The organism is Aeromonas sp. FL131 (assembly GCF_049860615.1).
Taxonomy (GTDB): Bacteria; Pseudomonadota; Gammaproteobacteria; order Enterobacterales; family Aeromonadaceae; genus Aeromonas; species Aeromonas hydrophila.
This window is the reverse complement of record NZ_CP187595.1, coordinates 3,082,915-3,105,792: the sequence shown is the minus strand read 5'-3', so window position 1 is coordinate 3,105,792 and position 22,878 is coordinate 3,082,915. Positions and strand designations below refer to the sequence as shown.

Below are 22,878 nucleotides of genomic sequence, written 5' to 3'. Positions count from 1 at the left end.
GTTACGGTCGAGATTAATGCTGCTCGACAGCTGGAGCCTCGAACAACACTGATGGTTCAACCTCCAGTGTCTCGGCCAGTTTGAATATATTGAGCAGCGCAATGTTGCGCTTGCCGCGCTCGACTTCGCCCAGATAGCTGCGGGCAAGACCACTTTCTAGCGCCAAACGCTCCTGTGACCAACCTCTGGTCTTTCTTATTTCAATCAGCTTCAAGCCGAAACGTACTCTGGGATCGAGGGCCATATTTCTCTCTTTTTAAAGAGAATTGACTCTATGAGTACCCTCGCTATAAGGCCACGCTCTATAAGTGCACCCTCTATGAGTGACATTTCTTTTCTCTCGACATAGAATGAACCATATGAGTAGCAATGCGGGAGCAGATATGGCGAGTGTTTGGAAAACGGCTGGATTGGGCGTTGCTGCAGCTCTAGCTGTTCCTGTCGCAGGGCTTTCTGGTCTTGCTAGTGTTGGTCTTACATTGATTCTTTTGCTGGCTGCGTTTGGCTTCGGTCCCGCGCGCTCGTCGCAGGAATCGATTTTGGGGCTGCTGACCAGTGAGTCCATGTTCTATTTGTTGGTTTCGCTTGCGATCTTTACGTTATCTTTTTGCTTTCTGGCCTACCTTCGATCGCGCTGCCAAGCGCTGGTCGCCAAAATCAACGCTGAACTGGGTCTTCTATTCGATGCCGGCCATCTTCTTGGTTACCCCGCTCCTGGTTTCGTGGTTTTCGACTGCTCCCATCGCAAGCTTGCTGTCTGTTCGGTTGTCGACGAAACCTGGCGCATCTATGACTTTTCTTGGTTGCTCGGATGGCAAATGACTTGGCGTGAAGTTGAGCGCATGGAGATGAATGGGGGGAGTCGTCAGGTCAATGCTAGCGGCATGAGCGTCCCAACTTTCCAGCGTACTGTGCGAGCAAAGAATTTCGCTATTGAACTGCAAGTGGCTGATCCTCTGCAGCCACGGCTCTATTTTCCGATGAGTCGTCGAGCAGCTGAAAGCTGGTGTGCGCGGCTTAGTGCCATCTTCAACAATTAAACTCTTGCGAGGGATTGCGATGAAAATACATTCAAGTGTACTGCTTTTACCATTTTTGTTAGCTGGCTGCGCTGCAACTGATATGCAAGGTGCGTTCAATTCGTTGAACAGACTCGGCAAAACCACTGGTTCAAGTCAGAGTGAAATGGCACCCATAACAGCCTCTGTAGGTAATAGCATATTGCGAACACAACTCCACAATGCATTGCGACAAAACCTTTCAGCAGATGGTCGTGCGCCAGAATGGCCCAAGGTGGTGATCAACAATCTGCAGATCCCTGCCGATCAAATGACCTTAACCCGCAGTCTAAAACTCAAGGCGAGCGACTGTATCCAATTCGATGCTGTACTTTGGCATGATGCCAAGCGTTCCGAGCGATTTGACAAGGTATCGCTCTGCGCATCAGAGTTGCCCAAGCAATCGAATAACTTTGTATTGACTTGGAAAAGTTTCTCTATATCTGGAGATACCACTGGCCAAGTTCGCGGCGAGGGGCCTGTGCCACCCTACAGTAAGCTGCCAAGTGATCCTGTTATGGAGCAGTGGTTGATGAACCAGTTTGGACTTTATTATGTTGGATCCTTGCTGACGCTGGTCGGGTATGATCCTAACTTCACGGTTGATGATCGTCGATTTTGGATACGTAATTTGGCAACACAATAGGTTCGCGTTAGCAATCTGCTCTGGAGAGTTGCAAGTGAAGCCGATAAGACAGGTTATATCAGGTGGGCAAACTGGAGTAGATCGTGCAGCGTTGGATTTTGCCATCGCCAATAGGATCAAGCATGGTGGTTGGTGTCCCCAAGGGCGCAAAGCTGCGGACGGCGTGCTTGATCCTAAATATGTTCTGCAAGAAACAGAATCGCCGGGGTACAGTCAGCGAACTAAACGCAATGTGCAAGATAGCTCGGGCACCCTGATTGTCTACCGAGATATGCTGATTGGCGGCAGTCTGCTCACGAAGAGGTTCGTACTTCAATTGAGTAAACCTTGTTTCGAGTGGGCGTTAGATCGTCCTTTTAATGAACAGTACCCCGGATTTTGCGTTTGGTTGCAACAACACCAGATTGAGATCCTTAATATCGCAGGGCCAAGCGAAGCTAGAGCCAAAGATATTTATCGTGATAGCAGGGCTCTGCTGCATGAGATCTGGAGCAAGATGAATGAAGAACAATGACATTCGGTGTGGAACCTTATCGGTTTATTCAGGGGAGCTGACGATAAGGCCTGAGCTGGATGTGGCGATAAGGGTTCTAGGTCATCAACCTTACGCTGCAATACCCAGTCAGGATCAAGAAGGAGCCTGGGAGTTATGGGTTGCTTATGGTGGCGACTCGTCGCATCGAACTATTTGTGGAATGAACAAAACCTATGCAAGTCAAGAAGAGGCATTAGCCGCCGGAGCTTCCTGGCAAAAAGATAAAATGATCGACAAAACATCTCGTTAATCAGGGGGCGTCGCCCCCCGAACAGTTAGAATCCTGCGCGTTTGAAAAGCCAGGCCCCATCTGACTGTTTGACCAGTTCGTAGCGATACTCTTTGCTTTCATCGCTTGCGCCAGACACATAGACCCCGCGGAATGCAATGGCATTTTTCGCAGGCATAGACCAATTATCAAGCCGCGCAACATTCAGACACTGCTCTTGCGGGTGATAGTGCATACCACTCATCGGCGCCAATACACTATAAGACACCCCCTCCATCAGATAGGGGCCTAGGTATTTACCTGGGTTGGTGTCAGGGAAGCAGGCTAATGTGCCAATAACCTTCTTGATAGTTGGTTCAGCCTCAGCTCTTGCCGCCAAAAGATTTTTGTCTGTTGTAGCGGTCTTGAGTTGTATGTCCAACGCTTGGATCTGAGCTGCAGTAGGTTGAGCAGTTGGTGCGCCGGATAGGGTATTGCTATTGCTCACCGCATTTGCTCCTTGAGCTGGAGCTGCCAATACCTGGTTTACGCCCGCCAAGGTATCGTTGACCTTTTTTAATTCATTTGCACAACCAGTTAGACCAGTGATACCGATACAAGCCAAAAGGAAGGGTGTCAACTTCATATCCATGTCTTCAGTTATCCCGATAGAAAATTGAATTTATGATGCAAAAACCGCATTAACTCATTGTTTATAAATGGAATAACACAATGAGGCTGTTTATTGTACTCATATGGGTGTTTTTTGATGTGTTCATATTCACAAATGCCTGGATTGTTTCCAGTGCGCTTGGCTGCATTCGGATTACAGTGCGGCCATGCCGCCAAAATTAGTGGACAACGAGGTGCTGATCTCAATCACCACAGTTTCCAACCGGATTCACACTGATCGCAATAGCCGTGCACTGGTCACATGCTCCGTTACTCCCTACAGAAGCGCACGTGCTTTCCGTTAGTCGCGGTACGTTCATCCCGCGACTGTTGTTGTTCGGGCGCAAAGTGAGATACCAAAAAACTCGTTTCTGATTACGTACATTCCAACCCGTTTGATTGTTATTGCCTATCATGCGCCCAGAGTAGGGAGTAACGGAGAATGGGCTATTTGTGACCAGAAAATTTGTCAATGCGATCAAATTAGTACGGCATCTACTGTGTGAACACTGTGGTACAACGGTGGTAACAGTGTGGCAGGTTTGTGGTCATAGAGTGTTGGGATTGTGGCAAGGATGGTGGTGATAATGTGGTTACAGGTTGGCAGCAATGTGGCACTACACCCATTGTAGTTACATTGACCATCAGTAGTAGGAACCATCTCCCGATAAAACCCGTTTAAACCCGTTTAAACCCTACCAGGACGGTTCTGCTTGGCGTAGACTCTTGTTTGATACCCCCAAACGCTGGGATACATTTTTGCTTGGATGTCTCTATGGAAGATCGTTGGCTCTCTGTCGATGAAATTGCTGACTACCTTGGTGTTGCCAAAGACACCATCTACACCTGGGTAACAGCCAAAGGCATGCCTGGGCACAAGGTTGGACGCTTCTGGAAATTCAAAAAAGAAGACGTTGATGCATGGGTGCGAGCCGGTGGAGCCGCCTCTAGTAGTGATGATTTTGACAACAAGGAGCCTCGTAGTGAATAAGCAGCGCTCCGATCAGGAAAACGACAAGATGAACGACCAGGCTCAAGTGAGCAAAGCCCCTGAGTGTGCGCTAGAAGAAGGGAAGATCTTTGATTACATCACTGGCAAACCAGTAAAAGATAGTGATAAGGAGCAGGTTCGTCAGCGCATTGCGCGAGCCATCATTCACGAGTACGGCATTGCAGCCGAAGACATCGAGCCTGACTTCAAACTTAAAGCTCAGGGTAAGAACCGTAAACTCGATCTTGCGATTTTCAAGCCAGGGCAGCCTCATACCGTCGATAACTTGTATCGCATGGTCGTTGTTGAAAAAGAACCCAAAATTGGTACTAAAGGCGCTTACCGGATGCGTGACCCTGACGAGGCACGCAAGGAGTTCGAGCTGTTGGACGTCGTCATGGCTGAAGTTGAAAGCTGTGATTACGGTCTCTGGACTAATGGTCTTGAGTTCTTCTTCTTCAAAAAGGAGGTTAGCCGTTTCGACACCGATCTGATTCCTATCGGTGATTGGCCTATGGGCGATGACACATTCAGTGTCGAAGGGCGTTCCATTGGGAGAATGCGACGAGCAGATCCGGTGATGTTGCGCACGGCTTTTCGTCGTTGCCACAACTATATCCACGGTAATGAAGGGATGCCAAAAGACGCCGCGTTCTGGCAATTTTTGTATCTAATATTCTGTAAAATGTTCGATGAGCAGCAGCCCAACGAAGCTCGCGTATTTTACGTTGGCCCTTTCGAACCATTTGAACCCTATGGCCAAAAGGCGATCCGAGCCAGGATCAGACCTCTCTTTGAACGAGTCAAAAAGAAATATGATGGCTTATTCAAAGGTAACGAAGAGATAACGCTGTCTGATCGCGCGTTAGCTTTTATCGTTTCTGAGCTTGCCCGTTATGACTTTGGTCGTACTGATGTTGATGCCAAGGGAACGGCTTACCAAGAGATTGTTGGTACCAATTTGCGTGGTGATCGCGGTCAGTACTTCACGCCACGCGGTGCCATCAGTCTGGTGGTAAAAATGCTTGCTCCCAAAGAACACGAGCGTGTACTGGACTCATCCTGTGGTACGGGGGGCTTCTTGGTTGAGACCTTGAACTATCTGAACAAGGTCTTCCACGAAGAAAAACGCATCAGCGCAGGTAGCGAAAATACCGAAGAGTTTATCTCTATTCGTGATCGGCTTGCTAACTACGCCGCCAAGAACCTGTTTGGTGCTGACTTTGATCCATTCTTAGTTCGTGCTGCACAAATGAACGTGATGATGGCAGGTAACTCCTTGGGTCACTTGTACCATATGAACTCTCTTGAGTTTCCGATGGGGCATCTGCCTGGTGTTCAACCGGCAAAAGAGAATATTCCTCTTGGCACGATCGATGTGCTGATGACCAACCCACCGTTCGGCTCAGATATTCCGGTCACTGAGAAGACCATCTTGGAGCAATATGAACTGGCTCGCCGCTGGGATCGACAGGGTGATGGTTTTGTGATGAGCAACACTATCAAACCGGCCGTATCTCCTGAAGTGTTGTTCATTGAGCGTTGCGTCAAATGGCTCAAACCTGGTGGGCGAATGGGGATAGTCCTACCCGATGGTATCTTGGGTAATCCTGGAGACGAATATATCCGCTATTGGATACTTCGGCATTGCTGGGTATTGGCGAGTATTGATTTACCGGTCGAGTCTTTCATCGTCGAAGCCAACGTTAATATTCTCACTAGTCTGCTTTTCCTCAAGCGTAAGCCTGCGGAAGTGATCCAAGCAGAAGACCTGGGCCAGAAGAAAGACTACCCGGTGTTTATGGCTGTTGCTGAGAAAGTCGGGTTTGATCGACGAGGAAACACCTTATATAAGCGCCACCCAAATGGTGAAGAGATACTGGTGGATGTGACTTACGAAGAGAAAGTCCGTATCGGTGGTGGATTGCAGGTGCGTACTCTGCATCGCAAAGAGCGCATTCTTGATGATGACCTGCCGGAGATCGCCAAAGCTTATGCCGAGTTCCGAGCCAAGCATCCGGAGCCATGCAAATGATCACTCGTTTGGAAGCTACTCGCTATCGCTGCTTTGAACGTTTAGGTGTTGATGTCGGCGAGTTTCGTGTTCTTGTCGGCGCCAATGGCTCAGGCAAAACGACCCTGCTTGATCTCCCTGTGCTGCTAGGGGAGTTACTGCGCGCCAATAACGTGTCCGCTCCCTTCATGGAGCGGCGGCCTGAACATCCGGCGCGCGCCAGCAGTCTGAATGAACTGGTGTTCGCTGGTCGTGGTGACGATTTTTCACTGGCCGTTGAAGCGCGCTTACCAGACATGGTGCAATCCAAAGTGCTGGAAGGCATGTTTGCAAAAAAACGTAGCGAACGTACCCGTCAAGCTCTACAAGAAGACCGCAGCCAGTGGCCGACGCACATTCGTTACGAGATTGGTTTACGGATTGGTGTTGATAAATCCCTGCAGGTTGCTTACGAATATTTGTTTATGTTTCCTGAATCCAATGGGCCAGACCGCCGTCAGGCTGGGTTTCATGGTATCTATGCGGGAGCGAATAAGCACTGGCACCTCACGCTAAAACGCGAAATTGGCTATGAATCTGAATTTACGCCAGAAACGCCCCAGGCAAACTCAGCCAAAGTGGGATTGCCTGACACCCTGTTAGCCATGCCTCGAGTACTCTTCGAATCTGAGGCAGGCTACCCTGCCGCCCGGTGGTTACATGGTTTATTGACCACGGAGGCTGTTTTTTTGGATCCTGATTGGTCGGCGCTCCGTCAAGCCTGTCCACCTGGTCAACCCAAAGTGATTACCGCGAATGGCCGAAACATCCCGTGGCTGGCACTCGAGCTAAAGCGAGAAGGTGCGCTAGACGAAGCGCTTACCAACTATCGTAGTGAACGCTATGCCGATTGGATTGCTCACGTTCAAACGGCGTTACCCCAGGTGACCGATATCGACGTTCGCGAGCGAGAAGACGATCACCATGCGTACTTTGTTGTCAGCTATAAAGGTGACTACAAGGTGCCATCACCGGGCTTGTCAGACGGCACGTTGCGCATCCTTACCTTGACGCTGTTGCCATACCTTCGTAAGCAACCGGCCATCCTGGTAACCGAGGAGCCTGAAAACGGTATTCATCCCCGTGCCATCGAAGCCGTATTGCAATCGCTCTCATCCATGTATGACAGTCAGGTTTGGGTCTCATCGCATTCGCCCGTGGTGCTGGCTCGCGCCAAGCTCGATCAGCTAGTGTGCTCCAGACTTGCCAATGATTCGGGCGTTGAGATGGTTGCCGGTACCGATCACCCGCGTCTGCAGGAGTGGCGAGGGGGTATCGATCTGGGCAGCCTGTTTGCGGCGGGGGTATTGGGATAATGAACAAACGCCCCTGTGTCATCTTGGTGGCCGACAGTAATATGGCCGCCACTTTCCGTGGTTATTTCAAACGTGACCGCTGGCACCTTAGCCTCGGCTGTTCCCCTTTCGAAATCAATACGGATGTAGGTGCTGACCTCCTTGTTGATGAAGGTGGTAACGATCCCGGTGTTTACACCAAAGGCCATGAACTGCTGCGCCCCTACCAGAACAGTCATCATCGGGCTCTGGTGGTACTGGATTGCGAATGGGAGGGCTCACCTGGCAAGCAAGTCATAGTGAACCACATCACGGGCAACTTGATTGCCAGCGGCTGGTTGGCGGATGCGATCAAAGTGATTGCCATAGATCCGGAGCTGGAAAATTGGCTGTGGCAGGACAAACCGCATGTGGCAACGGTTCTGGGTTATCGAGGTGAAAGAAACCTTCGTCAACACCTGGCTGATACCGGGTGGTGGCCGCTTGATGCGGTGAAACCGCCACGGCCCAAGGAGGCGGCAGAGTGGATACTAAGGCAGACCAGACAGCCGCGCTCATCGGCAATTTACGAGAAGCTTGCTGAACGTATCTCGATCGCAGGCTGTACTGATGCTGCGTTTGCGGAGATGCATGCAACATTTCAGGCATGGTTTCCGATAGGAGGGGAAGTATGACCTTCGCGAGTTTTAAAAACGCCCGTATCGTTAAGTCTGGTTGGCTGAACGAAGGTGGCCGACGCTTGGATTGCAACCCATATATGTCGGGCGCGCTTGAGTCGCGCGACCTATTGCGAACACTTAATGCCGTGAAACAGCCTCTTTCAGAGGTGACCGAGAGAATTTTTCATGCAGGCCGCGAAGGCCGTTTATGGGTTGACGCCCCCGATTTTGGCGTGCCGTTTCTCGGTAGTTCAGATATTCAAAACGTCGACTTGTCATACTTGCCGCTGCTATCTAAAAAGCAAATAGACAGAAACCCACTATTCATTATTGGCGAGAAGTGGGTCCTAGTAACTAGGTCGGGGACAATCGGTCGCATGGCGTATTCCCGTCGAGACATGCAGGGTTTGGCTTGCTCAGAGCACGTGCTAAGAGTTGTTCCGGATGCCGAAAAAATTGAACCTGGTTACTTGTTTGCATTCCTTTCCAGCAGCTTCGGCGTTCCGCTTGTCGTTTCTGGAACATATGGCGCAATCATTCAGCATATCGAACCCGAGCATATTGCGTCTGTTCCAATTCCCAGATTTTCCGGTGATCAAGAGCGCTATATCGCCTCTTTGGTTGATCAAGCGTCGGACGACCGAGCAAGCGCATCAGCAGAAATCGAGGACGTAAAAGCGGAACTCTCGGAAAGATTGAATCTGCGCGAGCAAGACCTCCAATCGTATAAAGCCAAGAAGTTGGGATTCTCCGTGTCGGTCAACGAAGTGTTGTCGACAGGCCGACTCGAAGCCACCTATCACGATGCGCAAGTGCAAGAGATCGAAAAGAGAGTCACGTCTTTAGATCATAGGAAGATTGCAGACGTCGCGAAGGTTGTTAAACCTGGAATGTTCAGGCGCATCAAGGTCGATGGACCCGAATGGGGTTATGGATTTATTACAGGATCGGAGCTTTTTTCAATAGCGCCGAAGCCTATATATTTTGTTTCCCCGAAGACTCCAAATATATCTGAATGTGTCCTAGAGCCCAACTGGGTGCTTATTCAGGGGTTTGGGCAAATCGGCGGTCTGATTGGTCGATGCATCATGACGTCCGGCTCAATGGACAATTGTGCCGCGACCGATCTTCAAATTCAGGTTCGCCTAGACCATCCGTCTGATGCGGCATATTTGTTTGCATTTCTCTCGACTTTTGCTGGTTATAGGTTGTTGGTGCGAACCCCCATAGGCGGATCTATTCCGCATATACATCCACACGACGTTGAGAACTTGCTAATACCATGGCTTGAAGAGTCGGAGCGGCGTGAATTCGGGGATCGTATTCTAGAAGCTTGGTCTAAGCGTGAGCGCGCAATTCACTTGGAAGACAAAGCGAGAGAAGAAGTTGAGAAGTTGATTAGAGGGGATGCTTGATGGCCAAAGTGATTCCTGTAGGCCACCCGGTCAATGATGCAGAACGCGCAGCAATCGCCCACCTGCGGGATCGCTTGCCAGAAAACTATATTCTGTTGCATAACTTTGAAATCGAGCGCCATGGCGAGCGTTTTGAAATCGATATTGCACTACTGACACCACATGCCCTGTTCCTTATTGACGTGAAGGGTACACGCGGTTCCATCGATGTATATGGCAACAAGTGGTACCCGGAAGGGCGAGCTCCATTCCCTTCACCATTAAGCAAACTGCGTGGCCATGCCCGAACGGTCAAGGGATTGATCACTCAGTCTCATCCTGGTCGAAACGAGTTAGATGATATCTATGTCGATGCTGCCATCTTGCTCACCGCGCCAGATGCGCACTTGATCGATCGCCAACAGATCGATGTGGGTCGGGTGGTGAAATTGAAGGATGCCGAGCGCTACTTCAAGGATGCCACACGCATTCCGGCTCGCTTTTCTAAAAACATCCTGCAGCAACAAAGCTTGATCCTGCATGCACTGAAGGTGGTAAAGCCTGCCTCGGCCGTGCCGCAGTTTGGACATTGGCAAGTTAAAGAAAAGCTAGGTGCTGCAGAGGTCTATACCGAATTCCGAGCCGAAAATGCTTTCGCCGGAGGAACAGCTCGCTTGCGTGTTTACCAAGCGGATCCCTATCTGCCTGAAGACGAGCGCAAGGCTCAGACTAACCGCATTGCTAATGCTTACCGGGCACTGTCCAAGTTGCCTCTGCATCCCAACATCGTGGCGGCGCGAGATTTCTTCCCGACCGATGACGACAAGTCTTTCATCCTGATCCTTGAGGATGCCCCTGGCCAAGCCCTCACAATTCATCTGGCACGCCCACAGTTGGCACTAACATCAGATCAAAAATGGCGTGTCGCCAAAGATCTGCTGGCTGCACTGGCTCATGCTCACCGACATGGCGTTTTACACCGCAACCTTACGCCGGGCGCAATATTGATCGGCCAGGATGGTACAACCCGTATTACGGACTTTGATTTTGCCAAACCCGAAGTTGACCGTAGCCTGACAATTGCGACGGATATCGTCGATCTGGTGGAGAAAGCCTACGTAGCACCAGAGGCGTACCAGGAACCAGGTGCGGCATCTGCCGCATCCGATATCTTTTCAGCAGGCGTTATTTTGTATGAGTTGTTCACCGGGGAACGACCGTTTGCAGGTGAACCGAGTACGGTATGGGATCGCTCAGCTGAGTTCCTGAATAAGCCCTCTGATCTCCGACCAGAATTGAACGATACGTTCGACTCCTGGTTACAGAGCCTGTGTGCATTCGAGGCACACGATAGACCTTCAGCCTCGGCCGCATTAGTTGCACTGGATACCTTGTTGCAGCCCGCAACACAACCTGTGGTCAACGCAGTCGAAATGCCTAGGTCTGAACCGACGGCAACCAGCGATGATCAACCTGACTACTTAAACTTGGCTGCAGGCTACCGGTTGACTCATAAGTTCATCATCGAAAAGAAGCTGGGACGCGGTAGTTTTGGTGTGGTTTACAAAGTGATTGATACCTTGGGAGATGTGGCACGTACGGTGAAACTGATTATCAGTGATCGGTACTCGACCCTGGATCGATTGAAAAAGGAATACCGCAACCTTGTTCTCATTCCCGAGCACCCTCATGTCGTTCGAGTACTGGATGCGGATGTCATCCCTGGTAGTGATATTCCCTTCCTTGTGTTCGAGTATGTAGAGGGATCTGATGTTGGCGATATGATCCACGATCGTTTGTTGTCACCCGAGGACGCACTAGAGCTAGGTAAGCAGGTGATCGAGGGTCTTGTTCACTTGCATGCTCAAGGATTCCATCACTGTGACATCAAGCCTCGCAACCTCTTGTGGACTCAAAAAGGCGCCAAGATCATCGATTTTAATGTCTCGGTCCGAGCCGATGACAAAGAGTCACGAGGTGGGGGCTCCAGGCGCTATCTGCCGCCTGACTTTGACCCTGAGGTCATTCCGCACAATGGTGAGCGCGCTGACCGTGACTTGTATGCCTTAGGCTTGACCTTGTACGAGGCGCTGACCTCCCGCTATCCATGGGATACCACAGAACCTCCTATCAATAAACCAGCCCCCGATCCGCGTGAGCAATCTGGTTTTGCCGATTTGGCACCGGAGTTGGTGAATGTGGTATTAAAAGCCATTGCCCCTCGCCGGACTGAGCGTTATCACACTGCGCTTGATTTTCGGGATGCACTGACAGAAGTGCGTCATGCTCGACGCATTCAACCTATCAACTTGAACGTTATGCCAACATCGGTACGAACGGGCCATGCTGTTCTGTCGAGCTCTGACCCAAACAGTAATAATTTTGTCTCATACCTTCGGACTCTTTATAGCCAAAGCCGTCGAAGCAATGCCGGAACTCGGGGCATGGATGCCATGGGGGTATCGACTTATGTTGATACCGAGTTAGATCGCGCCTTGCTACCTGCTGTCTTGCAGGGTGAATTCCGACTCGTGCTGATCTCGGGTAACGCTGGCGATGGCAAGACGGCATTTTTACAACGTCTGGAGAAGGAAGTTGAAGCCAGAGGTGGCTCAGCTAATCGTGACTTTGCCAATGGTAGTGAACTGGCGTTGGCTGATAAGCGCTACTTGATCAACTATGACGGCAGTCAGGATGAAGGTAACAAGGACAACAACCAGGTTTTATTGGACTTCTTGGCCCCATTTAAAGGCAGCAATGCCGAGGCATGGAAGCCACAAGAGATTCGGTTGATTGCGATTAATGAAGGTCGGTTGGTCGATTTTTTGGCAACCAATGAGCAAGACTTTCCGGCACTTACAGCGCTCGTTCGTCGTGCTTTCTCAACCGGTGAAGCTGAGTCTGGTGTAGCCGTGGTGAACCTCAACCTGCGAAGTGTTGTGGCTGATGTTGATGGTGGGTCCATTTTGGAACGCACGTTGCGAAGCATAGTGCAGCCCAGTAACTGGTCAGCTTGTGAACAATGCGACTTGAAGAACAGTTGCTACGCATTACACAACGCACGGAGTTTTCAAGATGAGATCGCAGGCCCGCGTCTTCTGGAACGCTTAAAAACTCTGTACACGATGGCACACCTCCGTGGACGCTTGCATATCACGATGCGAGATCTGCGTTCAGCTCTCTCTTTCATGTTGATTGGCAACCGCGACTGTAGCGAGATTCATGCCCTCTACAGTGCTGGTAAGCATGATGATGTAGCCGGCAGCTTTTACTTCAATAGTTGGATGGGGGGGGGCGACATCACCTCGGATCGTCTGCTTACACTTTTGCGTGAGCTTGATGTTGGCAAGCAGGAGGATCCTTGTTTCGACCGCGGGTTGGACTTTGTTCAGCCTGATGATCGTGCTTTGTTCCGTTTTGAGCGTCGAGGTCAATTTGATTTCGAGGTATTGAAACGCTTGTTCGGTGACCTGCCCAGAGGTCTATCTGACTCAACAGTTCGACAGCGGGCTCGTAAGCATCGCGAGTATGTGGCCATGGCTCGCCGCAAGCATTTCTTCGAGCGACGCGATGCCAGTTGGGAAAAGATGCTGCCGTATCGATCAGCTAAACGCATGGTGGAGATAGTGCGAGGTGATACATCCATTGAGGACGTCACCCGCGAAATCCTCCATGCGATTAACCGAGGTGAAGGGCTACAACGTCCAGAGCGGTTGGGTAGCAGCTTGGCGTTGCAATTACGCCAGGTTGAACATGGAACTGTGCGTAGTTACCGCCTCTTCCCTGTCGGGGGTTTCGGACTTCAAGTCCTGGATTTTGCAGCCAAGGCTCGTTTCGTTGAGCACCTACCGACAGGTCTACTCCTGAAGTTTCAGGGGCAAGGTGTTGGTGCTATTACCAGTGAGTTAATCATCAACCTTGATGTGTTTGAGATGCTGATGCGCCTAAATGAAGGCTATCGGCCTAGCGTTGAAGAAATGCAGGGCTTCTATCTTTGCCTTGGGGTGTTCAAGAACAGCCTGAATGCACAGCCTTATCGGGAAATATTACTGACTACTACTGGCCACGATTTTTATCGTTTAGCACGCCATGACGATGGTCGCGTTGAGATGCGTTTACTGCAAGGGGTGGTATCAGGCTTGTATCAAGAAGAAGTCGCAGAAAGCGGCGTCAGGGGGAACTGATGGCATTACAGAAGAAGGATAGGGAGTTTCGTCTTCCTAAGATCAGTTATCTCGATTTCAAGACCATCGAAATGGACCGTGTACTGACAGGACTATTTGAGCGCTTGGAGCATGGTGGTTACCCCAGCGTCTTTCGCGATAAGCGAGAACTGACGGTGGAGAAATTTGTAGATGACATTCTCGATGCCAGCGATAAGTTCTTGGGCTTCACTCAGCACCGAGACATAGTGGAACGCTGGGTGGAGACGCACCTGATGGACATAGTCAACAGGGGGAAAAAGAATGCTGCGGTGGCAGGCCCTCGCCCCTTGCATGGATATACCTACCGTTTCCGTAATCCTAAACATTCGCGAGATTATGGTGCGGCTCAGCATCTGTATCAAATGCTATATCATGCTCGCCATCTTGCTGGTCACAAGGCTATCGAACATTTAAAAAGCTTTTTTTTTGACGGCTTTGACAAGCTGACTCGCGAGCTTAACGATAAAACTAATACGGATATCGAGACCGCAACCCTTCTGCACTTTTTGTCTCAACGAAAGGATACTGCGGACACGCGCTCAGGCGGTGACCGTTTTGCACCCGTGTGTATCGGTTCAGCCGACCTGATGGCAGAGGATATCCAGAGACTGTTGTTCTACAAGCCCTTCATGCCGCGCTCGGTGATGGTGGAGTACCTGAAGGTGCTGCTGTCATTCCATTTGGCTCTGTATCATCTTCGCTTGCTCAAGCTACTGCCTGCCTGGCAGAAGCTTGAGGGCGCAAACTCGCTGTGCGCCGAATCGGTATGCCCTATGAAGCCCCGCGAGCAACGCGAGCCTCAGAGTGATTGCCCTTATAAGCTCGGTCTGTTTGTTGACCTGTCAGGCGGTGCGGAATCGCCAACAGCTGTTTTGGCTGAGCGCAGCACTGACGGCTACTATCGGCGCATTCCCGGCTTTGTTCGTGCGTACTTCGTAGCCAAGAAGCTGGACGAATTCTCGGAGCATCTCGTTCGACGAGGCAAGTTGATCCGCCCTTTGAATTCGGTGTTCTCGGTGGGTGAGCTGTATGGTCTGCAAGGTGAGCCATTCGCTGAAGAACGTGACAAATTCTTCGGTGAACGTTTGGCCGGGCTTTTGGAGTCCTTGTCCGAAGGTGATGCGGGGCTGGAAACCGAGATCGAGGCTATTACAAAAATGGGGCTCTCGGACTTCGAGACCTACATCGAAATTCTTGTCGCTCTGCGTGGATCCTTTCACCGGAAGTACATTATCGAGTCGCTGGACGCGACTATGTTGAAAAACAAGTCGGGAGCACTTCTGGCTCAGACCCGCGCGAGAAATGCTCCTCGGAGATTTGTGCTTGAGAGCCGCCTGTTAGAGGTGCTGCTACAGATTGCCGTACTACGACCTGGTGGTGAGCAGGGATACTTCACCGGGGAGATGCGGATTGATGATCTATTAGCATTCCTCCGTGGACGTTACGGTCTCTACATCGATCAATTACCTCCTGGTGAGGGGTTTACTACGCCAACCATCGAAGAACGGAAAGCCTTGCGAAGTAATGTTCAAGCTTTCACAGGGCGCCTTCGCGAAATTGGTTTCTATCGAGACCTTTCTGATGCCTATGTGACTCAGACCGTCGTACCTCGTTACACAATCGCAGAAAGAACGGAAGGATCAGGTGTATGAGCCAGGGACTGCGTGAACTCACTAATCAAGAACTAAATGCGGCTCTTGAATCGGTATTACTCCCCAAGTTGTCTCAACTGCTTGCCACCCGTGACCTTGGACACTGCATGCGGGTCACCGACTTGGAGCGAGACCTAATGATCCGCCTAGCTGGTGGCTTACGGGCTGCCGTGCCGTCAGCAAATATTGTTGTTCTAGCTGACGACAGTTTGCGAGAGAGGGCGCCGGACCTCGCTGTCAGCAGCACCAAGCTGGTAGAACTACGAAACCCGCTTCCTAATGAAGAACTTCGCCCCCCGTTGTTGGTATTCGTGCCGAACGATCTGCGTGCTTCGGCCGAAGACTCTTTTGGCGTTGCAACGTTTGAAGACGTTGCGGTTGATGGTGTCTATGCGGAACTGAATGTACAACTGATTGCTCAGATCCCCGCTAATTTGCGATTAGCCGTAGAAGCATGCTTGAGTGAGTTGCGACGACGTGATTCCCGTTGGTGGTATGCAGACGATGCTGCTGTGGCGCGCTACCTGCTTACCTGTCAAGTTAATCAATTTGATCCTGATGCTATGGGGGCTGCACTGTTTGAGTTGGCCTTGGTGCCAGATTTTGAGCTGTTCCAGCAAGCAGAGCGTGCACCGATTAGGGTGGCTCGCAACCGTGAGTGTGTCGAGCATATCACCTGGTCAACCAAGACTGAGCGTGTGCGAGCCCTTGAGTTGGAGTTGCGAGACCCCTTGTTCTGCAAGCAATTGGGCGAGTTCCTCTCACGTGTAGGCGTCTCCAACCCCAGAGATTGGACTCAAGCTATTGTTCGCGATCGTGTGAATTGGCCCCTAGCGTTTAACAAATGGCTGTTCGAGGATGGTGGCGTCAATCCGGACTCTATTTATATCAGTGACGTTGTGCTGCCGGATCTGCCGGTGGTGAAAGATGACAACGATGACCCTCGATTAGCCGAGCTGATTGGACACAAGGTATTACCAATTTCTAAAACTGGGCTTAAGAAGTTCAGTGTCTCCTTCCGGGTTGATCCCGTGCCTTCCAAAGTGGAGGGGCTGTCCCGGTTTGTGGCAGAGGTCGTGTCGCGTGACAACGGGCCGACTGGTTTGCGGCGACGTAAGGCGGCGTGGGCTAAGGGCAAGGACTCAGGCTCGATTGCCTTCTCTTCGATTGGCAAACTCGATTGGGAGGAAGGTTGGCACTACGTACGTGTGTATGCAGAAACTGAAGATGGTGATCGCATTCCGCTCGCAGATGGTGAAGGTAATCCTGTTCGGTTTAATAGTGATGCATCGGAGACATATGCCAGTCCTAACGAGAGTGATCTCTTTTACGTTGTTACCGATGACGAGGTCGAAGTAGAGCCTCCACAACGTGCTGTCCCGCGCGAGGCAAGCTTGATGCATGCGTTGCTGCGTGCGCGTTTTGCGGCTGTCGCCCAAGATCGCGATCCAGGTTCTGTTACTGTGATCGACTGCGAATGGGTGACTCGCAGTAGCAAGGCTTTGGCTAGCGGTGAGACCTTGGAAATTCGTTTGGGTAAAGAGGGGAAAGCGAATGTTCTCGTGTCTAGCCAATTGGCCAGTCTGGAGCGATCCTTTCTTGATGAGCCTGATAGCCTAAACCGTCTGAGGCTTTCCATAAATGCTACTGGGGTTGCCACACGATCTACGACATCGTTCAAATGGCCAGAATCCGACGAGGTGACGAGGTTCCGAGAGGCTCGAACGGAGTTTTTCTCCTCCGTTTTGAATGGTGAAAAGCGGTTCATCATGCAAGCCTGCAATTTTCTAGATCTTCAGGTATCGGCCCAAAACTATGCAGATGCCTACCTGGCTTGGATTAATGCGGTGCTCACTCGCTCTAACTCTACTGATGCTGCCATTGCGCGGCAGGCAATGGATGAGCTTCGATGTTTACTCACTCTCGATTCAGTAGCTTTGGTGTTAGAAGACTACCAAGGCAGGCGTCGCGATGCCGTCCTGTTAGGGCCAACGCATCCGTTGCGTGCTAATTGGCATGCCACCTGGAGTCATCTCGGGCAGACATGGATGGAGCAAAGCCGGTTGAGCGGTAAGGAGTTCGTTGTTCCCACCCGCGATGCGGTGCTCAAACAGCTTGCTCCTGCGGCTTTCCCTCCAGTCGTTCCATTTGGCGAGGAGCTGGGACGGACGGCGCTGGCGGTGGACAATATCAATCCATTCTGGTCATTGTACGCAGCAACTGATGAGAAAGATCCTCGCGGGCTGATTGGTGAGGTATGCGCCGCACTCGGTTTACCTGAACCTGCTATCGGAGGCGCCGCCATTGATAGTGCGTATCTGGCTGCTCGCGTGCAGCGTTATCTTGTGCAGCATCCATATGTCGAGACCTTGACGATCAATGCGTTCAATGCCGGGCGAGCAGGGGCATTAGCCGAGGTGCTATTGGCACTCCAGCGGCATCCTGAGTTTGCCGACCTGCGTTACGATATCCGCCTCTTTGTCCTTGATCCAGCAAGCCCATCAACAGGAGAAGCATTGCTGGATCTTTTGTCTCCAGACTCAGGAACCAACGCCAAAGAGGCAGACGCGTTTTCGACACCGACCGACAGTCATTTGCACCCCAAGTTGCGGTTGGCTATACGGGCGATCAAGGAGTTTCGCGATGCCCCGGATCTGCACGCAGCACATCTATCATTCTTGTTTGACCTATTCCCGGCGGAGGAAATTCGCGCTGTTGATGTTCAGGACAGCGATGACTCATCTTTTGTCCACGGTCTTGTTCAACCGTTTGCGGTGGACTATCTGGAAGATGAACAGTCTATCACTTGGCTCCGTCGTCCACTGCATGGTGTCGCACAGCCTTTGAGTGGGGCTGAGGCGCTATCCGATCTTATGGGGAGCATTTCTCGAGCAGTATCTATCGCTGTGGCGACGGTAGCTCGTAGCCAATACCTACCACACGCACGTCCTGTGGTCGCATTGAGTTTGTCCGCCAACGAGCGAGCCATACTGCATCAGGTCCACGAGGTCAGTGACTGGGTAATAACGATCGATCGGAACTTGGGGATTGAGTTCTTTGACCATCGACGGCACGCCACGCGGCCTGACTATCTGATTGATCATTCTCCCGATATGGCGAACGCGATGAGCCACCGTTTGGCAATTACGTCACGATCTGTTGCCGAGCTTGAGTCCTTGTTAGTACCTATATTGGGTGAGTATGGTTTACCCAACACAGGCCGACATGCCTTGGTGATGCTAGATCAGCTGCGCTCGCTGTCCGGACGGTTGGCCTTGAAGCTGTTGTCCTCTTCGTCTCAGCGTGCCGAAGCGATGGGGCTTGCGTTGTCACGATTGTTCCTGGAACACCAAGGTGTTTTCCAGAACCAAGTCGTGGTGCCATTGGATGCGCATCTGGAGCTTTATAAGGCTTTGAAGTTGAGCGCAGAGGAGATGGGAGATGAAGTCTGCTTCCGTCGGACCGACCTTGCCCTGTTCGATCTTGATCCTGCCAGCCGAGAGGTGACTTGCAGACTGGTCGAAGTTAAGTGTTACAGTCAGGTGGGGGATGTGGCGGCCTACATACAGTTGAAGGCTTCGATCGCGGATCAGATTGCTCAGTCGGAGCGAGTGTTAGCCTACCACTTTGATCCCAAGATGGCCGAGGTGGACCGTCCTGATCGGCCAATCAAAAATCGAGATCTTGTGGCATTGCTGGGTTTCTATCTGGATCGATCAAAACGCTATGGTGTTGTTTTACCTGAGGTGGCCAAAGAAGCTCATTACTTCTTGCGACACCTAGATGAAAGCCCCTACACGCTGAAGTTTACGCGAAGCGCCGTAGTGTTTGACTTCAGTAAACCAGGTACTGAGCCAGCAGAGCATGAGAATGGCATCGAGTTCTATCGTATAGGTAGTGATCTAATTCGGCAGTTGGTGGAGTCGGCTGTGACGGACACCGATACTCTGGCCAGCCTCGAGTCTATGAGCTCTGGCGACATGGCTCGAGAGGTGACGCTCGATCTGCTTCGCCGTAGGGAGTTGGCTCCGGCCGTTCCCACGCTTGAGACGGCTGCTTTTCTTAGTCCTCAGCGAGATAGAACTCTTGCTTGGGATGACAGCCCTCGGGTTATCTACAAACAGCCCGAAGTGGTTTCCCGTGTGCAAGTACATGAGTCAGAACCAGAACTTGTCTCTGTAGTGCAGGATGCCAGCCAGTCGATTACAGCCGCTCAGTCTCCAAGTGTTGAGTCCACATCTTCGTCTGTGGAAGACGAGGAACCGGATTCACAGTCGGCACAATCGCTTGTGTCCGTTTCGGCCTCAGATGTGGTTACCCCCGAAAGTGAGTTTATTGCGAGAGTTCTGCCACAGGAATGCGATCCCCCCAATTACAAGGTTACCTATGACATCATGCTTGGAGCGACAGGCGCGACGCCACAATACGGCCTGCTGGGTGAGGTAACAGGACGAAAAGTTGCATTGGATCTTAATCAGACTCACACCATCAGCTTGTTTGGTGTTCAAGGCGGCGGCAAGAGCTATACATTGGGAAGTGTTGCGGAGATGGCCTCGTTGGCGATCCCTGGTATTAACTGTTTGCCCGAACCGCTCTCTACAGTGATTTTTCACTACAGCCCAACCATGGACTACAAGCCCGAGTTCACATCGATGGTAGGTGCCAATAATGTGGAAGATCAGGTTCGTGCGCTAAAAGATGTTTATGGTGCAGAGCCGAAGGCGCTTGCGGATGTCTTGCTCCTTGTACCTGCGGACAAGATTGAAGAGCGGCAAGCAGAATACCCGGATATTGAGGTGCGACCTTTGCAGTTCTCTGCATCAGAACTGAAAGCTTCGCACTGGAAGTTCTTGATGGGTGCTGTGGGTAATCAGGCCACCTACATCCGTCAGATCATGCGCATCATGAAAGCGATGCGCGATGACATCACCCTTGAGGGCTTGCGTGCAGGGATCGATGCGTCGTCGGTACCCGACCACCTCAAGGAACTGGCTCGGATGCGTCTCGACTTGGCCGCCGAGTACATTAATGACGGCACCTCGCTCACTGAAGTGGTGAGACCAGGCCGACTGATCATCGTAGACCTGCGAGACGAATTCATCGAGAAGGACGAGGCTCTCGGCCTATTTGTCGTGCTTCTGCAATTGTTTGCAGATGCTCGGATCGATGGGCGAAGCTTCAACAAATTGGTGGTGTTTGATGAGGCTCACAAGTACATCGAAAGCCCTGACCTAGTGGCCGGGCTCATCGAAGTGGTGCGAGAAATGCGGCATAAGGGCGTCAGCATCATGGTGGCGAGCCAAGACCCGCCCTCTGTGCCGGTAAGCCTGATCGAGCTATCTAGTCAGATCATCATGCACAAGTTTAACTCTCCTGCTTGGCTGAAGCACATCCAGAAAGCGAACGCTGCGCTTGGCAACCTGACCCCTGAACGAATGGCACAGTTGAAAGCTGGAGAGGCTTACGTGTGGTCAAGCAAAGCAACCGACGAGTCATTTTCCAAAGGGGCAGTAAAGCTTCGGTGCCGACCCAGAGTCACGCAGCACGGTGGGGCAACACGCGTGGCGGTAAAAGATTGAGCCATTTGTTTGGGTGTTGTTCGTGGTACTAGCAGGTAACTAACGAAATTATAAATCGGGAATTATCTTGAAAATCGAAATTTGGGATGGCGGCCTTCAAGAACAAGAGCTTGAGGCAATCAAAAAGATCCGGGCGGCGTTCTCTGATGATGAGCCTGATAACAAGCCCCAGGTAATGGGTGGTTTAGAGCACTCGCAGCATGGTGGTAAATCTAATGAGCACAGCGTCTTTTGCGAATAGTACAAGCAAAGATCCAGTGGCTTGATACTCAGACCATCGTGGCTGTTACATTCGGGCTATTGTGCAAATCAGCCCCCTATCTCAGGGGGTTAGAATTTTTCTTCCCTCCTGAAGCAGTCTGCGGCAGTAGCTCCATTCAACGACCTGGCCATTGTTGAAGAGAACCAGCATGGCGCAGAGCATGGCAAGTGTCATGCTCTGCGCCAAATCCGGCAGAAAGGGCTGTGTGCTCTCGCCATCCTCGTGGTGCGCCACATCATCTTGGATGGTTTTGTGAAAGTCATTATTGATCTTGCAGGCAACTCCCAGCTAGTCTAATTGCCTCAACAAGCTCGCTCCCTGCAGTCTTAGCAAAAAACGCTCAGACGTGCCGGAGGGCGTCTGGCGCATAGCGCCTATCAGGCCATCAACCTGAGCAGCCAATTGTCGCATCAGGTTCTTTTGCTGTTGCAAAGGCATGCTGTGTTGGAACGCATCATCGATGACCAGTTCATCTATTTCCGACAGCAGGGCAATGCTGTTGGCGACCCTGCGATAACTGTCGGCCAGTTTTTCGAGTCCGCGTATCCTTGGGTTATATGTCTCCACTGAACAGTTGTTGGTGCCGAAGAGGGGGAGTGCAGCTAACTCATCAAAGAAGCTCGACTGAATTTTGCCTGGCAGCACCTTGAAATCATGATGTTGCTGAATTTTGTCAATCAGGCGCTCTTTGAATAACCTGATTACCCATGACCCTCAGCCAGCTTCAAGAGCCGATATGGCATCGGAGGGCTTGCCACGACTGCATGCCCCAATTCAACCAACATGCTCTTGAGGTCAAAACGATGATTAAACCGGAAGCAGTATTCCGCAAGATGCCTTGGTAAATGCTTCGCTCCGAGCGTATGGCAACTGCCCCGCAGCGAGTTCTTCACATTCCCTATCATCGTGTTTACCCAGTTGAATGCCGGATGATCCAGCAAATCAAGGTTGCCCCCGGTGACAACACCCAGGTGCTCACAATTGGCCTCCTTGACCGCTTTGAAACAGGCCAATCCATCGGATATCACCGCGCTACCACTAGCAAGATGCCGTTTTGCCCAATCAGCAATGACGTTGGTTTTGAAACCATCGACCACCGTCATCCGCATCTTGATTGGATGCCCTTCCTTGTTCAGGGCTACTGCTGCCACAAACGGCGTCTTGCCTGCCGCGCCGCGACCTCGTTTGCCACCACGGCGCTCTCCACCCCAGTAGACATCATCGAGCTGAATGATGCCGCTGATGGGCTGCTTGTCATCGGACTCTTTCATGGCTTGCAGCAGCTTGTGCTTGAGCATCCAGGCGGTGTCATATTTGACGTCCAACTGGCGCTTTAGCTCCATCGCTGACAAGCCAGTTTTGGTCTGTGACAGCAGCTGCATCGCCAGAAACCACTTGGTCAGTGGGAGTTTGGTGTTTGCAAAAATCGTGTTTCCAGTCAATGACATCTGGTGACGGCAGTTATTGCATTGCAGCACGCGTGGCCGACTTTTCAGGCGACAGCAGGTCTTGTTGGCGCACTCAGGACAGATGAAACCGTTCGGAAAACGCCAAGCAAGCAGCGCGTTTTCGCACTGCGCTTCAGTGCCATAGTCCTTGAAAAAATCAAACAGGCTGTAGCCTTTCTGGAATTGGACTTTGCTTTTGGCCATGATCTCGCACCTCGATA

General features: G+C 51.3%; 17 protein-coding genes. 13 read left to right on the top strand and 4 right to left on the bottom strand.

Annotated elements, in window-relative coordinates; translation table 11 throughout:
• Positions 1 to 13: 13 nt before the first annotated feature.
• Positions 14 to 244, bottom strand: coding sequence for a helix-turn-helix domain-containing protein (locus tag ACPW75_RS14320; RefSeq protein WP_077095972.1), 231 nt, complete (start codon positions 242 to 244; stop codon positions 14 to 16).
• Positions 245 to 359: 115 nt separating this feature from the next.
• Between ACPW75_RS14320 and ACPW75_RS14315 the strand changes: the two genes are divergently transcribed.
• From ACPW75_RS14315 to ACPW75_RS14300, 4 genes are read left to right on the top strand one after another with little or no spacing between them, the layout of a single operon-like run.
• Positions 360 to 1,040: a hypothetical protein gene (locus ACPW75_RS14315; RefSeq protein WP_205744194.1), complete on the top strand. Its 681-nt coding sequence runs from the start codon at positions 360 to 362 to the stop codon at positions 1,038 to 1,040.
• A 19-nt stretch (positions 1,041 to 1,059) separates the two neighbouring features.
• Positions 1,060 to 1,704, top strand: a complete 645-nt coding sequence (locus ACPW75_RS14310; RefSeq protein ID WP_077095971.1) for a hypothetical protein — start codon at positions 1,060 to 1,062, stop codon at positions 1,702 to 1,704.
• Positions 1,705 to 1,738: 34 nt separating this feature from the next.
• Complete coding sequence (locus ACPW75_RS14305; protein ID WP_218668660.1) at positions 1,739 to 2,218, top strand: putative molybdenum carrier protein; 480 nt, start codon at positions 1,739 to 1,741, stop codon at positions 2,216 to 2,218.
• Positions 2,205 to 2,489: a hypothetical protein gene (locus ACPW75_RS14300; RefSeq protein ID WP_077095970.1), complete on the top strand. Its 285-nt coding sequence runs from the start codon at positions 2,205 to 2,207 to the stop codon at positions 2,487 to 2,489. The genes ACPW75_RS14305 and ACPW75_RS14300 overlap by 14 nt, the downstream gene beginning before the upstream one ends.
• Before the next feature lie 25 nt (positions 2,490 to 2,514).
• Here the strand turns inward: ACPW75_RS14300 and ACPW75_RS14295 are convergent, their stop codons facing one another.
• Positions 2,515 to 3,099: a hypothetical protein gene (locus ACPW75_RS14295; protein WP_143238972.1), complete on the bottom strand. Its 585-nt coding sequence runs from the start codon at positions 3,097 to 3,099 to the stop codon at positions 2,515 to 2,517.
• A gap of 795 nt (positions 3,100 to 3,894) precedes the next feature.
• On the opposite strand from ACPW75_RS14295, the gene mads1 reads away from it, so the two are divergent.
• The 9 genes from mads1 (at position 3,895) to ACPW75_RS14250 (ending at position 21,188) form a co-directional block, all read left to right on the top strand.
• Positions 3,895 to 4,110: a methylation-associated defense system helix-turn-helix domain-containing protein MAD1 gene (gene mads1 / locus ACPW75_RS14290; RefSeq protein ID WP_077095968.1), complete on the top strand. Its 216-nt coding sequence runs from the start codon at positions 3,895 to 3,897 to the stop codon at positions 4,108 to 4,110.
• Positions 4,103 to 6,145 carry a methylation-associated defense system DNA methyltransferase MAD2 gene (gene mads2 / locus ACPW75_RS14285; RefSeq protein WP_218668659.1) on the top strand — a complete coding sequence of 681 codons (2,043 nt, stop codon included), beginning with the start codon at positions 4,103 to 4,105 and terminating at the stop codon, positions 6,143 to 6,145. The genes mads1 and mads2 overlap by 8 nt, the downstream gene beginning before the upstream one ends.
• Positions 6,142 to 7,479, top strand: a complete 1,338-nt coding sequence (gene mads3 / locus ACPW75_RS14280) for a methylation-associated defense system AAA family ATPase MAD3 (RefSeq protein ID WP_077095967.1) — start codon at positions 6,142 to 6,144, stop codon at positions 7,477 to 7,479. The genes mads2 and mads3 overlap by 4 nt, the downstream gene beginning before the upstream one ends.
• Entirely contained in the window at positions 7,479 to 8,132 is a 654-nt protein-coding gene (gene mads4, locus ACPW75_RS14275) for a methylation-associated defense system protein MAD4 (RefSeq protein ID WP_143238971.1), read from the top strand. Before mads3 ends, mads4 begins: the two co-directional genes overlap by 1 nt.
• On the top strand, positions 8,129 to 9,532 hold the full coding sequence (gene mads5, locus ACPW75_RS14270) for a methylation-associated defense system restriction endonuclease subunit S MAD5 (protein WP_077095965.1): 1,404 nt from the start codon (positions 8,129 to 8,131) through the stop codon (positions 9,530 to 9,532). The genes mads4 and mads5 overlap by 4 nt, the downstream gene beginning before the upstream one ends.
• Positions 9,532 to 13,695: a methylation-associated defense system protein kinase MAD6 gene (gene mads6 / locus ACPW75_RS14265; RefSeq protein ID WP_077095964.1), complete on the top strand. Its 4,164-nt coding sequence runs from the start codon at positions 9,532 to 9,534 to the stop codon at positions 13,693 to 13,695. The genes mads5 and mads6 overlap by 1 nt, the downstream gene beginning before the upstream one ends.
• Positions 13,695 to 15,368: a methylation-associated defense system protein MAD7 gene (gene mads7, locus ACPW75_RS14260; protein ID WP_077095963.1), complete on the top strand. Its 1,674-nt coding sequence runs from the start codon at positions 13,695 to 13,697 to the stop codon at positions 15,366 to 15,368. Before mads6 ends, mads7 begins: the two co-directional genes overlap by 1 nt.
• The gene (mads8, locus tag ACPW75_RS14255) at positions 15,365 to 20,947 is read left to right on the top strand and encodes a methylation-associated defense system ATP-binding protein MAD8 (RefSeq protein ID WP_077095962.1); all 5,583 of its coding nucleotides are present in this window, start codon (positions 15,365 to 15,367) and stop codon (positions 20,945 to 20,947) included. The genes mads7 and mads8 overlap by 4 nt, the downstream gene beginning before the upstream one ends.
• A 67-nt stretch (positions 20,948 to 21,014) precedes the next feature.
• Complete coding sequence (locus ACPW75_RS14250; protein ID WP_165822980.1) at positions 21,015 to 21,188, top strand: hypothetical protein; 174 nt, start codon at positions 21,015 to 21,017, stop codon at positions 21,186 to 21,188.
• A gap of 309 nt (positions 21,189 to 21,497) precedes the next feature.
• Here the strand turns inward: ACPW75_RS14250 and ACPW75_RS14245 are convergent, their stop codons facing one another.
• Together ACPW75_RS14245 and ACPW75_RS14240 are read right to left on the bottom strand one after the other, a co-directional pair.
• Positions 21,498 to 21,854, bottom strand: coding sequence for a hypothetical protein (locus ACPW75_RS14245; protein WP_425904317.1), 357 nt, complete (start codon positions 21,852 to 21,854; stop codon positions 21,498 to 21,500).
• 56 nt (positions 21,855 to 21,910) lie between these two features.
• Positions 21,911 to 22,861: an IS1595-like element ISAeca5 family transposase gene (locus ACPW75_RS14240; RefSeq protein WP_279962591.1), complete on the bottom strand. Its 951-nt coding sequence runs from the start codon at positions 22,859 to 22,861 to the stop codon at positions 21,911 to 21,913.
• Positions 22,862 to 22,878 lie beyond the last annotated feature (17 nt).

Bases quoted from the DNA above. Each gene is read 5' to 3' on its own strand.
- ACPW75_RS14320 (WP_077095972.1), bottom strand. From the start codon at position 244: ATGGCCCTCGATCCCAGAGTACGTTTCGGCTTGAAGCTGATTGAAATA.
- ACPW75_RS14315 (WP_205744194.1), top strand. From the start codon at position 360: ATGAGTAGCAATGCGGGAGCAGATATGGCGAGTGTTTGGAAAACGGCT.
- ACPW75_RS14310 (WP_077095971.1), top strand. From the start codon at position 1,060: ATGAAAATACATTCAAGTGTACTGCTTTTACCATTTTTGTTAGCTGGC.
- ACPW75_RS14300 (WP_077095970.1), top strand. From the start codon at position 2,205: ATGAAGAACAATGACATTCGGTGTGGAACCTTATCGGTTTATTCAGGG.
- ACPW75_RS14295 (WP_143238972.1), bottom strand. From the start codon at position 3,099: ATGGATATGAAGTTGACACCCTTCCTTTTGGCTTGTATCGGTATCACT.
- mads1 (WP_077095968.1), top strand. From the start codon at position 3,895: ATGGAAGATCGTTGGCTCTCTGTCGATGAAATTGCTGACTACCTTGGT.
- mads3 (WP_077095967.1), top strand. From the start codon at position 6,142: ATGATCACTCGTTTGGAAGCTACTCGCTATCGCTGCTTTGAACGTTTA.
- mads4 (WP_143238971.1), top strand. From the start codon at position 7,479: ATGAACAAACGCCCCTGTGTCATCTTGGTGGCCGACAGTAATATGGCC.
- mads5 (WP_077095965.1), top strand. From the start codon at position 8,129: ATGACCTTCGCGAGTTTTAAAAACGCCCGTATCGTTAAGTCTGGTTGG.
- mads6 (WP_077095964.1), top strand. From the start codon at position 9,532: ATGGCCAAAGTGATTCCTGTAGGCCACCCGGTCAATGATGCAGAACGC.
- mads7 (WP_077095963.1), top strand. From the start codon at position 13,695: ATGGCATTACAGAAGAAGGATAGGGAGTTTCGTCTTCCTAAGATCAGT.
- mads8 (WP_077095962.1), top strand. From the start codon at position 15,365: ATGAGCCAGGGACTGCGTGAACTCACTAATCAAGAACTAAATGCGGCT.
- ACPW75_RS14240 (WP_279962591.1), bottom strand. From the start codon at position 22,861: ATGGCCAAAAGCAAAGTCCAATTCCAGAAAGGCTACAGCCTGTTTGAT.